The sequence below is a fragment of the Flexivirga endophytica genome, from assembly GCF_014640635.1.
GTDB lineage: Bacteria > Actinomycetota > Actinomycetes > Actinomycetales > Dermatophilaceae > Flexivirga > Flexivirga endophytica.
In genome coordinates this window covers 1,011,960-1,025,690 of sequence record NZ_BMHI01000001.1, presented here as the reverse complement: position 1 = coordinate 1,025,690, position 13,731 = coordinate 1,011,960, and the positions used below count along the sequence as shown (strand labels likewise).

At 65.9% G+C, this 13,731-nt stretch carries 10 protein-coding genes; 1 reads left to right on the top strand and 9 read right to left on the bottom strand.

Annotated features, from left to right (window positions below; genetic code table 11):
* Window positions 1-572: 572 nt before the first annotated feature.
* The 5 genes from IEX71_RS04675 to gabT all read right to left on the bottom strand — a co-directional run bounded on the left by IEX71_RS04675 (window position 573) and on the right by gabT (window position 7,524).
* Window positions 573-2,057, bottom strand: a complete 1,485-nt coding sequence (locus IEX71_RS04675) for an APC family permease (protein WP_188835736.1) — start codon at window positions 2,055-2,057, stop codon at window positions 573-575.
* A 250-nt stretch (window positions 2,058-2,307) separates the two neighbouring features.
* Window positions 2,308-3,495, bottom strand: coding sequence for an acyl-CoA dehydrogenase family protein (locus IEX71_RS04670; RefSeq protein WP_188835735.1), 1,188 nt, complete (start codon window positions 3,493-3,495; stop codon window positions 2,308-2,310).
* Window positions 3,492-4,667 carry a CaiB/BaiF CoA transferase family protein gene (locus tag IEX71_RS04665; RefSeq protein ID WP_229749457.1) on the bottom strand — a complete coding sequence of 392 codons (1,176 nt, stop codon included), beginning with the start codon at window positions 4,665-4,667 and terminating at the stop codon, window positions 3,492-3,494. Before IEX71_RS04665 ends, IEX71_RS04670 begins: the two co-directional genes overlap by 4 nt.
* The gene (locus tag IEX71_RS04660) at window positions 4,664-6,136 is read right to left on the bottom strand and encodes an aldehyde dehydrogenase family protein (RefSeq protein ID WP_188835734.1); all 1,473 of its coding nucleotides are present in this window, start codon (window positions 6,134-6,136) and stop codon (window positions 4,664-4,666) included. The genes IEX71_RS04665 and IEX71_RS04660 overlap by 4 nt, the downstream gene beginning before the upstream one ends.
* A gap of 17 nt (window positions 6,137-6,153) precedes the next feature.
* Window positions 6,154-7,524 carry a 4-aminobutyrate--2-oxoglutarate transaminase gene (gene gabT, locus IEX71_RS04655; RefSeq protein ID WP_188835733.1) on the bottom strand — a complete coding sequence of 457 codons (1,371 nt, stop codon included), beginning with the start codon at window positions 7,522-7,524 and terminating at the stop codon, window positions 6,154-6,156.
* Between the two features lie 110 nt (window positions 7,525-7,634).
* Here gabT and IEX71_RS04650 point away from each other — a divergent pair, with 110 nt between their 5' ends.
* On the top strand, window positions 7,635-9,086 hold the full coding sequence (locus IEX71_RS04650; protein ID WP_188835732.1) for a PucR family transcriptional regulator: 1,452 nt from the start codon (window positions 7,635-7,637) through the stop codon (window positions 9,084-9,086).
* 37 nt (window positions 9,087-9,123) lie between these two features.
* On the opposite strand, the gene IEX71_RS04645 is transcribed toward IEX71_RS04650, so the two are convergent.
* Genes IEX71_RS04645 through IEX71_RS04630 form a run of 4 tightly spaced genes read right to left on the bottom strand, consistent with a single transcriptional unit; the run spans window position 9,124 to window position 13,724 of the window.
* Entirely contained in the window at window positions 9,124-9,990 is an 867-nt protein-coding gene (locus IEX71_RS04645; RefSeq protein ID WP_188835731.1) for a carbon-nitrogen family hydrolase, read from the bottom strand.
* Window positions 9,987-12,374, bottom strand: coding sequence for a xanthine dehydrogenase family protein molybdopterin-binding subunit (locus IEX71_RS04640; protein WP_188835730.1), 2,388 nt, complete (start codon window positions 12,372-12,374; stop codon window positions 9,987-9,989). The genes IEX71_RS04645 and IEX71_RS04640 overlap by 4 nt, the downstream gene beginning before the upstream one ends.
* Window positions 12,374-12,868, bottom strand: coding sequence for a (2Fe-2S)-binding protein (locus IEX71_RS04635; RefSeq protein WP_188835729.1), 495 nt, complete (start codon window positions 12,866-12,868; stop codon window positions 12,374-12,376). The genes IEX71_RS04640 and IEX71_RS04635 overlap by 1 nt, the downstream gene beginning before the upstream one ends.
* A 1-nt stretch (window position 12,869) precedes the next feature.
* On the bottom strand, window positions 12,870-13,724 hold the full coding sequence (locus IEX71_RS04630) for an FAD binding domain-containing protein (protein ID WP_188835728.1): 855 nt from the start codon (window positions 13,722-13,724) through the stop codon (window positions 12,870-12,872).
* Window positions 13,725-13,731 lie beyond the last annotated feature (7 nt).

Here is a 13,731-nt window from a genome sequence, read left to right as displayed (position 1 = left end):
GTGCAGGTTACACACCCTGACGAACCACCCACCGCTCTCGCGGGCGACGACTATCCGTAGTTGTCCCCCTGATTACAGGACCGTCAGGGACGACGACCCGGTGCGAATGAGTGATCATCCTTCCTGAATGGGCGTGAGAGAGCGACAGGTTCGAGCCTTCAGCGCGAAGGCCTCTACCCGGAAAGATCGGCCGAGTTCGCAGCCATGCTTGGTGACGGCGGTCAGGTCGAGGTGTGGATTCGATCGACTTGGCCAGTGTCGAGTGAGGTCCGGCGCGCAGTCGAGATGCTCGACGAATATGACGCGCAGTTGCTGCGACTCCCCGAGCAGATCGACGCGTCGTCCGTATGCCGCAGGGCACTCGTGATGCGCCCGAAGGATCCCCCGGTCGCATCCGGTCGTCGACAGTTCGGCGGCGTTCAACCCGGCTTCCGCCTTGAGCGTGGCGTTCCTAACGTCCCGGGTTGCCGTTCACGGACCAGGTCCTCACCACACCAGCCGATCGATGAAATTCATAACGGATGCCCCGGCCTTCGCGTGCGAAAGTCGGGGCATTCAGATCTGGATATCGCTCACACCTCTGGCGCGAGACCCGGCTGGGGTGCGGACATCGTGTAGTCATCGGCACCCGGCACGGCCGGTGCGTCCTCGCGCAAGTTGAGCGGCTGCCGGTCCTGCAACTTCTTGCGGATGACGAATGTGATCGGCCCAAAGGAGAGCAGCACCAGCGCGATGACGATGGAATCCGCATTGCCGTAACCGGTGATCTTCGGATTGAGGAAGCCGACGATGGTCACGACCGCGTCGATGACGACGATCCCGCAGGCGATGCCGACCCAGAAGGTGCGCAACTTCAGCGGCCGGGGCCAATCGGGCCGGTCTTTGCGCAGCAGCACGAAGCCGGCAACTGCGAATGTCGTGCACAACAGGTAGCCGAAGTTGCTGGCGAACAGCACCGCAATGGTGGAGCCCAAGAAGAACACCATCAGCAGGTTGATGACCAGATCGATCGTCATCTGCCGGACCGGCATCCCGTTGCGCTTGCTGACATGATCGAGCTGCTTGAGGGTCATACCTTCGCGCGCCAGGCCGTACAGCGCTCGACCAGCGTCACCGGTGGAAGCGGCCATGGACGCAAACATGGAGGCACAGATAATGACGGTGACCAATCCCGATGCTGGACCGACTATCTTTTCAAAGGCATCGATCGCGTAGCTGACCGGGTTCTTGCTCACATCTGCTTGCCCGACGGTTCCAGCAGCTCCGATCGGCGCCAGTGTGAACGCAACCAGAAGCATGATTCCACTGGAAATTGCTGCCTTCGGTACGTCCCGTCTGGTGTCCTCGAACTCGGGCGAGAAGGTCGCGATTATTTCCGTGGAGTAAACATTCCAGCCGGCGACATAAAGGAGCCCGATCGCCAGCTTCACACCACCCCAGTCGCCGCCGAACTGCATGGTGAAACTTGACGTGCTCCACTGGCCGGCCACGATAGGCGCGAAGATAAAAATGAGAAGCGTGACGACCGCGCCACTATTCAGGACCCACATCAGCCGGACGGTGAGTTTGATACCGAGCACATTCACCAACCACACGAGGATGATGCAGCCCGCGGCGACGAAATGCGGCACCCCCACGTGGACGCTGCCGAGCGTGAAAAACGTACCGGAATCGGGGAACCACTGCGCGGCGACAAGTTCGCCCAGGGTGAGGCCGACCGCGGATAGCGCAAGAGACCACGCCATCCAGTAGCCATAAACACAAAGAGGGCCGATCGGCGCAAAATACTTCCGCCATGCCTCGTGGGCGTACATACCGATGCCACCAGTCTTGTCCGGGAACATCAACGCCATCTCGGAGTACAACACCACTTGCAAAAGGCCGATCAATGCCGCGCCCGCCCAGATGAGCAACATTCCCCACAGCCCTACGGCGCCGATTGTGTAGCCGATGGACGTGAAGATGCCGGTGGTGATGATGCCGAGAGTCATCGCCATACCATCCGTCCACCGCAGCTTCTTCCGGATAAGGTCACTGTCGTCAGCAGAGTCGCTCATTTCCCCTTCTTCCTCTTTTCACGCTGGCCGGATGCACATTGGTCAAGCCACACCGACAACGGGTCGGCTATGAGCCAGGTCACACCGTAGGTTCGCGACTGTTTCCTGCCCACCCGGAACCAGATAAGTTTCCGAAGCAATACTGAAGGTTCCAACAGTTCGGCGGGCGGGCAAGGAAGAACTCAGAAGCTCCGACACCCACAAACAGGCAATACCGGAGCCCGTAGGCGAAATGTGTGATCCGGACAGGTCAGCGGTAGGCAGCCTCTCCTGTCAGTGCCTGCCCGATCATCAAGGTGTGCATCTCTACGGTGCCTTCGTACGTCAGCACCGACTCCAAGTTACTGGCGTGGCGCATGACCGGGAACTCCAGCGAGATGCCGTTGGCGCCGAGCACCGTCCGCGCGGTGCGACAAATTTCGATCGCCTTGCTCACATTGTTGTACTTGCCCAGGCTCACCTGCTCCGGCCGCAGCCCGCCGCGGTCTTTCAGCCGGCCCAGGTGTAGCGCGAGCAGCGTGCCGTTGATCAGCTCGCTGTTCATCGCCACCAGCTTGGCCTGCGTCAGCTGGTATGCCGCAATCGGCTTGCCGAACTGCACACGTTGTGTGCCGTACGTCAGTGCGGACTCGAAGGCCGATCGTGCCGAACCCATTGCTCCCCAAAGGATTCCGTACCGTGCCTCGTTCAGGCACGACAACGGGCCTTTCAGTCCGCGAACCTCCGGTAGCACCGCCGACTCCGGCAGCCGTACGTTGTCCAGCACCAGCTCGCTGGTGACCGAGGCACGCAGCGACAACTTGTGATGGATCTCCGGTGCGGAGAAGCCGGGGGTGTTCGTCGGCACCACGAATCCGCGGACGCCACCATGATCCTCCCCCGCCTGCGCCCAGACGATAGCGACATCGGCGATGGACCCGTTGGTGATCCACATCTTGGTGCCGTTCAGCACCCAGTCCCCGCGGTCCCGGCGGGCCGTGGTTCGCATGCTGCCCGGGTCGGACCCGTGATCCGGCTCGGTCAGCCCGAAGCAGCCGATCGCTTCGCCTGCTGCCAGCTGCGGCAGCCATTCCTGCTTTTGTTCCTCACTGCCCCAGCGCCAGATCGCGAACATTGCCAGCGATCCCTGCACCGACACCATCGATCGGATGCCGGAGTCCGACGCCTCCAGCTCCAGGCACGCCAGTCCGTAGTCGACCGCGCTCATCCCGGCGCAGCCGTAGCCCTCCAAGTGCATACCGAGCAGGCCGACTTCGCCGAGTTCCTTGGCGAGTTCCCGCGCGGCCGGCAACTCACCCTTCTCGAACCAGTCGGCGACGTAGGGGTCGATGCTGTGCTCGCACAGCTGCCGAACGGTGGCGCGGACGGCCAACTCGTCATCAGTCAGCATCGCGTCGATGTCGGCGAGATCGAGCGGGCGGGCAGTGCTGGTCTTCATTCGGTCACCTCGGTCGTGGGGGCGGTCTGTGCAGCGAGCCATGCATGCACCTGCGTGGCGTGGGCATCGTTGCTGGGTGGGGGTGTTGGACTGGTTGTGCGGTAGGCGGTCCACCTGATCGGATGCCGGATCTCACGGGTCCAGCCGTCCCCGACTTCGACCGTGGGATCGAGCCCGAGACTTTCGGCGAACTCGATCGCCTGTGGGATGGTGTTGACCTTGCCGGCCGGCACCCGCGCGGTCCGCAGCAGGTCGACCCAGTGCTCGACGTCGCGCGTCCTCAGCAGGTCCTCGAGCTGGGTCGCCAGCTGCTCACGATGCGCGACCCGGTCGGAGTTGGTGGCGTATTCGGCCCGTGCGGCGAGCCGGGCGTCACCGAGGGCGTCGGTCAGCCGACCGAACTGGGTGTCGTTGCCGCACGCGAGCGCGATTAGCCCGTCGCGACAGTGCAGCGTCTGGTAGGGAGCGATGCTCGGGTGTGCGTTGCCCATCGGATGACCCGGTGCGCCGGTCTCCAGACTGGCCTGACCCTGGTTGGCCAGCGAGCCGAGCAGGCTGGTCAGCAAGGTGACCTCCAAGTGATCGCCGCGGCCCGTGCGCTGCCGGGCGATCACTGCGGCCAATACGCCTATCACGGCATCCTTGCCGGTAAGCACGTCGACCAGGGCGACCCCGGCCTTGGTTGGTTCGCTGTCTGCGTCCCCGGTGATGCTCATGAGTCCGCCGACGGCTTGTACGATGAAGTCATAGCCGAGCAGATCCTTGCCGTCGTTGCCGCCGAAACCGTTAATGGTGCAGAAGATCGACCCTGGATTGACGGTGCTGATCGCGTCATACCCAAGGCCGAGCCGGTCCATCGTGCCGACGGCGAAATTCTCGATCACGATGTCGGCGTGGGTAGCGATGTCGAAAGCGGTGGCCCGGTCAGCCGGATCGGTCAGGTCCAGGGCGATCGACTGTTTGCTCCGGTTGACACTCTCGAAGTAGGTCGCGCCGTGTGCGGAGTATGGCGGACCCCACGCCCGCGTGTCATCGCCGGCCCCACGGCGCTCGATCTTGATCACCCGGGCACCGAGATCGGCCAGAGTCATCGTGGCGAGCGGGCCGGCGAGTACCCGGCTGAAATCCGCTACGACCAGTCCCTCCAATGGTGCCCCCAATTCACCAGTCACCACGACACCTCCCGCTCTGGCAGGAACCAGGGGTTCGCATCCTGCAGCGCCGGGGGCAGCGCTTCCTCGGGTATGTTCTGGAAGCACACCGGCCGGGTGAACCGCTCCAGGGCGGCTGCCCCGACGCTACTGGCGGTCGGGATGCTGGTCGCCGGCCATGGCCCACCGTGCTGTATGACGCTGTTGCACGCCACACCCGTCGGCCACTCGTCGACTGTCACGCGCCCGACCTGTGCCGCGAGCGTTTGCACCAGCCGGAGAACATCCGGATCGTCCGGTCCCCCGCTGAACACCGATCCAGCGAGCGAGGGTTGCAATACCTCCAGCAGCGACACTGCGTCGTCGACGTCCTGGTACGTCACCACGAGGGCCGCCGGGCCGAAACATTCCTCCCGCAGCCGCGAGTCGTTGTCGCGCAACGCCTCGGCCGGCACGGATAGCACGGCAGGCTGCGCGGCGTACCCCGCCGTCGGAAGCCAACCCTGGGCGAGCACCTCGGCTCCGGCCGCCCGCAGCTGCGCCAGCCCGACACGGTAACGGCTCGCGATGTCCTCAGTGAGCATCCACCCCCCGTCCCGCACCCGCACCAGCTCGGCCACCGCGTGCGGGATGGTGCTGCCCGCGGGCACCAGCAGCAGCCCGGGTTTCGTGCAGAACTGCCCGACACCGAGGGTGAACGAGTCGACGAACCCGGCGGCGACGAGCTCAGCTGCGGCCTCCGCTGCTGGTGTGACGACCGCTGGGTTGACAGTGCCCATTTCGGCATAGACCGGGATCGGCACAGGTCGCCGGCGAGCCGCTTCGACCAGCGCCATACCACCGGTCTGCGAGCCGGTGAAGGCGACCGCTGCGATCTGCGGCGAGCGAACCAGCACTGGCCCCGCATCGAAGCCGACCACGTTGCCGAAGATGCCCTTCGGTGCCCCGGCCTCATCCAGTGCCCGCATCACCAGGTTGGCGACCGTCGCGGCGAGCCGTGGGTGAGCGGGGTGCGCCTTGACAACCACGGGGCATCCGGCGGCGAGTGCTGAGCACGTGTCGTGACCGATCGTGCCGAACTGGAAGGGGAAGTTGCTGGCGCCGAAGACCGCCACCGGACCGATCGGCAGCTGGGCGCGGCGCAGTTCAGGTCCGTTCGGGAGGCGTTCGATGCGCGCTCGCAGCCACTCGCCGCGCTGACCAGCGCGTCCATAGAAGCGGGCGTTCTCGGCGGCCTTTGCCAGTTCGCCGGTCAGCCGGGGTACACCGAGCGCAGTCTCCTCGTCCGCAATGCCGACGAGGCGATCTGTCTCTTTCTCAAGGGCGTTCGCGACGGCATCGAGCCATTGTCTACGCTCCTCTGGCGTGGCATCGGCTGTGCGCCGGGCCGCGGCCGCGGCGCTATCCAGGATGGCCGCCAGCTGCGCGTCGGTCGAGTGCTCCGGCCCCGGTGCGGCCCTGCCGGTGCGCGGTGCGTACGTAGTGTCCATGTCGCGCTGCATCGTGCTCACGTTTCGTCCCAGATGGCGTCGGCCAGGACCTGCAGACCGTCGTCCAGCAGCGCCCCGTCGATGACGAGCGGCGGCAGCAGCCGGATTACGTTGCCGAAGGTGCCGCATACGAGAAGGAGCACTCCACGTTTGTGGCACGCCCGCGCGATCCGCACTGCGGCCTCCGGGTCCGGCTCCAACGTGCCCGGCCGGACCAACTCGATGGCCATCATCGCGCCATGTCCACGCAGCTCCGCGACCACACCGCTCGCTTCGATGACGGGCTGGAGGGCGGCGATCACGTGCTGCTCGATCGCCGCGGCACGCTCGACGAGCCCGTCGCGCTCGATGATTTCGAAGACGCCCAGTGCAGCGGCACAGGCGACGGGGTTCCCGGCATACGTTCCGCCAAGTCCGCCGACGCGTGCCGCGGCCATGATGTCGGCGCGACCGGTGACCGCCGCGAGCGGCAGGCCGCCGCCGAGCGCCTTGGCGGTCACCACCAGGTCGGGTTCCAGTCCGTCGTGCTCGCTGGCGAAAAGCCTTCCGGTACGGGCGATTCCGGCCTGTACCTCATCCGCCACGAGCACGATGCCGTGCTGCCGGGCGATGCTCTGGACACCACGCAGGAAACCTGGCGCAGGGACGATGAAGCCACCCTCACCCTGGACAGGCTCGATCACAATCGCAGCAACCGTCTCCGGGCCAACCCGGTTCAGCAGCGACTGCAGTTCGGCCAGTGCGTCCGGCGTCGCCTGTGCGGGGTCACCGGGCCAACGCAGCTGCTGGGCGTAGGGAGCGCGGTGGACGTGCGCGTCGAACGGTCCGAAACCGTCCTTGTAGGGCCTGTCCTTCGCGGTCATCGCCAGGGTGAAGAGGCTCCGACCGTGGTAGGCGTTGTCGAAGACGATCACTGCGGGGCGGCTGGTCGCCGCGCGGGCGATCTTCACGGCGTTCTCGACCGCCTCGGCACCGGTGCTGAACAATGCGGTGGTGGCTTCTCCGGGGACTGGCGCGTGCTCGTTGAGCCAGGTGGCGACGTCGACATACCCCTGGTATTCGGTGACCAGGAAGCACGTGTGCGTGAACTTCGCGACCTGTTCCTGGACCCGGGTCACCACCTCCGGCGCGCTCGCGCCGACACTGGTCACCGCGATACCTGAGGCGAGATCGACCAAGTGGTTGCCATCAACATCCACGATGATCCCGCCACCAGCACGCTCGACGAAGACCGGGACTACGTTGCTGAGCCCCGGTGGCAGCGCTGCGGCACGCTGCTCATGCAACACCCGGGAGCGGGGGCCGGGGATCGGGGTCACCAGCTTCCGCTGCTGATCGGGCAAGCCGGATGTGACCGGCGTGGCGGGCGGAAGTGCAGTCGTCTTCATCTCAGTCCCTTTGTCGTGCGTGCCAAGTCGCTCCAGGCTAGGTGTGAACATCGGATGCCGCATTAGATGTTCTGCTGCATCACTGGCTCTATACTGGATATAATGACCATATGATCAACCTGACCGACCTCACGTCGTCCCTAGGTGACGATCTGCGGCCGGAGGTGCCGCTGCCGGTCACCGCGGTGCAGATCACCGGGGTCCATGTCAGCGAACTCACCGACCCGACGCCTTACCTGGCCGGCGGCGAGTTGCTATTGAGCACCGGTATGAGTCTCACGGGGCACTTCGCTCAGGCACGCGCGTATGCCGCCCGCCTGGTCCGGGCCGAGGTGGCGGCGTTCGGTCTCGGCCTGGGGCCGATCCACGCGCAGGTGCCGGCCTCGCTGCGTCGGGCCTGCGAGATCGTGGGCCTGCCACTGCTGTCGGTGCCTGCGCCGACGCCCTTCCTCACCGTCAGCCGCGCGTTCTGGAATCAGTTGGCGAGCGGCGAGCACGAGCAGCTGAGCAGTTCACTGGGCGCCTACCACGATCTGGTGCGCTCGGCCATGCGCCGTGATCCGATGAGTCAGGTCGTGCGCACCCTCGGAGCCGCGGTGCATGGGTGGGCAGCACGACTGGACGCCACCGGCCGGGTGGTCGAGGTGTGGCCGCGGAACCGCCGCGATGCCGCCCGGGAGACCGCCCGCGAGCTGCGGCGAGTGCACGCCAGCGGCCCGCACTCGTCGGCGACCTTTCCGGTCGGAGACGAAGACGTGGTGGTACAGCCGCTCGCCCGTGGTGAGCGACTGGTCGGCCATATCGCGATGGGCTGTCCCAGGCCCGCGGCGGCGCTGGACCGCCAGCTGCAGCTGGCAGCGTGCTCGCTCCTCGCGCTGCAACTGCATCGGGACCACGAGGTGGTGGTGCAGGCCCGCACTCAACGTTCCTGCATCGCGCAGCTGCTGGTGGATGGCGCCGTCGACGCAGCACGTGCGCTCGGCGACTCGCTACATCAAAGCCGAATCCCGCTGCATGCCAGCTTGATTCGTATCAGGTGCACGGACATCTTCGGAGCTGTCGAGCTGCTGGACCGATGGGAGCAAGGTCGCCTTGACGATTCCCAACTCTGGCTGGCCGACGACAGGGATGAGGTCTGGGTGGTGGCCGACGCGGCGATCGCCGAAGGACTGCTGGACGACGTGCGCACCCTGCGACTGGCCGCCGTCGCTTCGCCTGTGATGCCGGTCGCAGCGATCTCCCGGTACGCCGGGTGGCTGCTTGGCGAGGTGCGACGGGCGCCCGACGGCCAGGTCGTGCAAGATCCGGGAGTTTCGCTCGGGCCTGCCGAAGCACAGCTGGAGCGCTTGCTCGCCGGCCATGACGACACACTCGTCAAGACAGTGGTGTCCTACCTGCAGCACCGCGGACGCTGGGAGGACACCGCACGGGCGCTGCAGGTGCACCGCAATACGGTGCGGCACCGCATCAACACGGTTGCACGGGTCGCCGACGTCGACCTCGATGACCCGGACGACGCGAGTCGCCTCTGGGTCGTGCTGCGGGCTCGCGGCCTGGCCTGACTGCGGATCCCGGTCCGCGGCGAGAAGCCCTTTCCACCTATCCGGCGTTCGTTTCAGGTGTGAAGGACGGTCCGCCTCCGATGCGGATCCGGCGGTCGGCCAGCACCGGGAAGCCGTGCCGGGTCTGCGCGACAAGGTCGAGGTCCAGATCCACCGTCAGGCTCCCTTCGTCGACACCGAGCTCAGCTACCACCTCGCCAGTAGGATCGATCACCTGGCTGTGCCCGCCCATGGTGGTCCCGCTGTGGGTGCCGGCGGTGTTGCACTGCAGCACCCATGCCTGGTTCTCGACGGCGCGCGCCCGGCCCAACAACCGCCAATGCTCGACCCGCGGAAGCGGCCAAGCTGCCGGCACGAGAAGCACCTCGGCGGATGCCTCGGTCAGCTGCCGGAAGAGCTCCGGGAAGCGCAGGTCGTAGCAGGTTGCCAGTCCCAGCCGCGTGTGCCTCGACCTCAGAACGGCATCGGTGGCGGCGATCTCTTGTCCCGCTTCGAGCAGTCGCGGCTCTCCCTCACCGAAGCCGAACCGGTGAATCTTGCGATACGTCAACTGCACGGCCCCAGCAGGATCCAGCAGCACCGAGGTGTTCCAGAGTCCCCGCCCGTCCGGGCCCTGATCTTCGTCGGCCGCAGCCCGCTCGATGATGGACCCGCCGTGCAGCCAAATCCCCTTCTGCGAGGCAACCCGCGACAGGCGCTGAATCGTTGTGCCATCTATGGACTCGGCTTGTGCGGCCCAGGTGCCAGACGCGAATCCGCCGTGTGCCCACAATTCGGGAAGTATCACGAGATCGGTGTCCGGCAGCGATCCGATCCACGCGCAAACCCGGTCGACGCGATCGGCAAGCGACTCGTCATCGCCATACCCCACTTGTAGCAGGGTTGCCCGGAAGAGCGACGTCATGAAGCTTCTCCTGCAGAAGATCCGTTCATCGCGCTGAAGACCTTCTCAGGGGTGAGCGGAAGCTCACGCAGCACGGCCCCGAAGGGGGTGAGCGCATCGTTGACGGCGTTGAGGACAGCGGCGGGCGCCGCGATCAGCCCAGATTCTCCCATGCCTTTCACCCCGGAGGCCGTGTGCGCGGACGGTGTCTCCAGATGACGGATCTCGAATGGCGGCGCCACGTCCATGGTCGGGAGCCCGTAGTCCAGGAACGTCGTGGACAGCAACTGCCCCGACGCGTCGTAGGACAGTTCTTCGAAGACCGCCGCTCCGATGCCCTGCACGACCCCGCCACGAATCTGGCCCTCGACGACGTTGGGGTTGATGACCGTTCCGCAGTCCTCCACCGAGAAGACCTTCTCGAACCGCACGAATCCGGTGTCCGGGTCCAGCTCGACGATCATCGCGTGCCCGCCGTTGCTGAACATTGGGCGTGCCGTGTCGTAGGCCAGCGTCGCCTCGAGGGTCGGATCGAAGCCCTCCGGCCATGCGGTCATGTCGAAGTAGATCGCGGCTGCTACGTCGGCGATCGCGACCTTCGCGTCCGGGGCCCCGGCGACCGAGGCGGTCCCGTCCGCCAGCTCGATATCGTTCTCCGACGCCTCCAGCATGTGCGCGGCCACCGCTCGCACCTTCTCCCGGATGATGCCGCCTGCCCGGGCCACCGCGCCGCTCGCGATCACTGCCCCGCGACTACCGACAGTGCCCGATCCGTAGGCCTGGCTGGTCGAGGTCGCCATGCGGACGGTGATGTCCTCAACGCGGATGCCCAGGGTGTCGGCGGCCATCTGGCCCATTGTGGTGGCCAGACCCTGGCCCTGCGCGGTCAGCCCGACCGTGACGGTCGCTGTGCCGTTCGGGTCCATGCGGACCGTGGCTGTGTCGTGGTAGACATCACCCAGGCCGTGCTCCTTACTGGTTGCGGTGGATTCGCCGCTGCTCTCGACGAAGCAGCTGAGCCCGAGCCCGAGGTACCGTCCCTGAAGCCGTAGCTCAGCCTGCCGCTGCAGGAAGGCCGTGTAGTCGACCATCTCCTCCAGCGCGTCGATCGTTTCCAGCCAGCTGCCCTCGTCGTACACGATGTTCTGTGGGTTGGTCCACGGGAATTCGCGCACAACATTGGACCGGCGAAAGTCGAACGGGGACATGCCGAGCGCCCGAGCCGCGTCGTCGGCCAGGCATTCTCGGGCCAGTGTGCCGGCCATATAGCCGACGCCTCGGTAGGCACCGATCGGCGTCTTGTTGGTCGCGACCGCGGTGTAGGAGTATTCGGCTGCCGGAACGTCGTAGATCCCGGTCGGCGTCATCACCACCGCACACCACGGCTCGACCGCCATCGACCACGGCGGAGCGTGGTAGGCGCCGCCGTCGCCGAGCGCGTCAGTCCGCACCGCGGTGATGCGTCCGGTGTCGTCCAGCGCGTACGCGATGTCGACATACTGCTCGTGAGCGTGAGTGCCGGCCATGAGGTTCTCCCGGCGGTCTTCGACCCATTTGACCGGACGATCCAGCTCCCGCGAAAGCAGCGGAAGAAGCATCTCCTCCACGTAAACATGTGCTTTTTGACCAAACCCACCACCAGTGTCGGGTGCGATGACCTCGACACACTGCTCCGGGAAGCCGAGGTACGCCGTGAGGCAATACCGCACGAAGTGCGGCATCTGCGAGCCGGACCACACCCGCAGCTGACCGGAAGCCCATTCGTAGCTTGCGATGACACCACGAGTCTCCATCGGTGCGGCGGAGACGCGACCGGTGTAGTAGCGCCCGCTCACAACCTGGTCGGCCTGCTCGAAGGCCAGCTCGACGTCGCCGTATGTCGCTCCCCCGGTGATGCCGATGTTGTCGGGCAGTTGACTGTTTGCGACGTCGCCACCTGCGAGGGCGGCATCCGCCGACACGACGACCGGCAATTCCTCGAAGTCCCATTCGATGAGTTCGGCCGCGTCCTCGGCCGCGTAACGGGATTCCGCGACGACAACAGCGACGGGCTCACCGACATACACCACCTCCCCCGTTGCCAACAGCGGCATGGTGGTGGCGTTGCATCCTGGGACGGCGAACTCGCCGACCAGACCCTCGCAATGCGGTAGCACGTCCGTGCCGGTCCACGCGAGAAAGACGCCCGGCAGAGCGAGTGCCGCCGACACGTCAATGCGGGTGATGCGTGCGTGCGCCACTGGGCTGCGGACGAAGGCCGCATGGAGTTCGCCCGGCAGGACCGTGTCGGCGAGAAATACGCCGCGGCCACTCAGGAGCCGGGGATCCTCCGAGCGGAGCACTCGGGTGCCGATGGCGCGCGCCGCGACGACCGGTGTCTTGATGTGTTGCAGCGTTTCGTCCATCAGGAGCGCTCCTCCGCCGGTGCCGCGGCCTCTTCGACTGCGGCGACGATGGTTTCGTAACCGGTGCACCGGCAGAGCGAGCCGGAGACCGTCTCGACGATCTCCGCACGCGTCGGAGTCGGATTCTGCTCCAGCAGCGCGGTCGCGGACATCAGAATTCCCGCCGTGCAGAACCCGCACTGGAGGGAGTGGTTGCGTTGGAACGCTTGCTGCAGGGAATTCAGTTCGGTGCCGTCGGCGAGGTTCTCGACGGTACGGACGTGGCGTCCGTCGGCCTGCACTGCCAGCATCAAGCACGAGCGCATCGGGGCGTCGTCCACCAGCACCGTGCACGCACCACAGACACCGTGCTCACAGCCGAGTTTGGTGCCGGTCAGCACGGCGTCCTCTCGGATGAAGTCCGCGAGCGTTTTTCGTGCGTCTACCTGCGCGCGGTACGTACGGCCGTTCACCGAGACGCTGACGTGCAGCGATTCCTGTGGAGTCGTGGTCATGTCATTGTCCGTTCGTGAGATCTGTGACGGCGCGGCGGACCAAGTTGCCGAGCAGCCGACGGCGATATTCACTGCTGCCGTGTATGTCGGAGATCGGTTGCACGCTGTCCCGGGCGACCGCCTCGGCACGTGCCGCGAGCGTCTCGCCGGGGACTGCTCCATCAATGGCGTCTTCGACGTCTCGCAATCGGGTCGTTGTGCCGACGCAGGCACCGACAGCGACCCGACAACCATGCAGTCGGCCGTCGGCATCGACGCCGGCGGTGACTGCAACGATCGCTAGGCCGTAGTCACCAGCCTTTCGTGCGGCTTCTTGGAATGCCCAGCGTCGGTCGGCGCGTGGGACACGCACTGCCACGAGGACCTCATCGAAGGCCATCGAGGATGTGAACGGTCCGGTGAAGAAGTCGTCCACCGCGATCGACCGGCCGCCCCTCGGGCCTACCACGTCAATCGTCGCGTCCATGGCCAAGAGGACCGTCGGCCACTCCGCCGAAGGATCGGAGTGCGCCACGCTCCCGCCCAGCGTTCCGCGCGACCGGATCTGTGGGTGGGCGATGAATCGTGCCACAAACGGCAACAGTGGCAGCGCGCTTGCCAGTTCGGCGGAACTCTCGATGTCGTGATGGGTGACCCGCGCGCCAATGGTGATCTCGGTTTCGCCAATCCCGATCCGGGCAAGGCCGTTGACCGCCTTGAGATCGACGAGCATGCTGGGACCTGCGAGCCGCATCGCGAGCAGCGGCATGAGGCTCTGCCCCCCGGAGATGATCTTGGCGTCCGGGTCGCTGGCCAGCAGTCGCGTCACTTCCTCGACGCTGCCCGGCGCAACATACGAGAATGTCGGTGGTTTCATCCTGCAA

Bases quoted from the DNA above. Each gene is read 5' to 3' on its own strand.
- IEX71_RS04675 (WP_188835736.1), bottom strand. From the start codon at position 2,057: ATGAGCGACTCTGCTGACGACAGTGACCTTATCCGGAAGAAGCTGCGG.
- IEX71_RS04670 (WP_188835735.1), bottom strand. From the start codon at position 3,495: ATGAAGACCAGCACTGCCCGCCCGCTCGATCTCGCCGACATCGACGCG.
- IEX71_RS04660 (WP_188835734.1), bottom strand. From the start codon at position 6,136: ATGGACACTACGTACGCACCGCGCACCGGCAGGGCCGCACCGGGGCCG.
- gabT (WP_188835733.1), bottom strand. From the start codon at position 7,524: ATGAAGACGACTGCACTTCCGCCCGCCACGCCGGTCACATCCGGCTTG.
- IEX71_RS04650 (WP_188835732.1), top strand. From the start codon at position 7,635: ATGATCAACCTGACCGACCTCACGTCGTCCCTAGGTGACGATCTGCGG.
- IEX71_RS04645 (WP_188835731.1), bottom strand. From the start codon at position 9,990: ATGACGTCGCTCTTCCGGGCAACCCTGCTACAAGTGGGGTATGGCGAT.
- IEX71_RS04640 (WP_188835730.1), bottom strand. From the start codon at position 12,374: ATGGACGAAACGCTGCAACACATCAAGACACCGGTCGTCGCGGCGCGC.
- IEX71_RS04635 (WP_188835729.1), bottom strand. From the start codon at position 12,868: ATGACCACGACTCCACAGGAATCGCTGCACGTCAGCGTCTCGGTGAAC.
- IEX71_RS04630 (WP_188835728.1), bottom strand. From the start codon at position 13,724: ATGAAACCACCGACATTCTCGTATGTTGCGCCGGGCAGCGTCGAGGAA.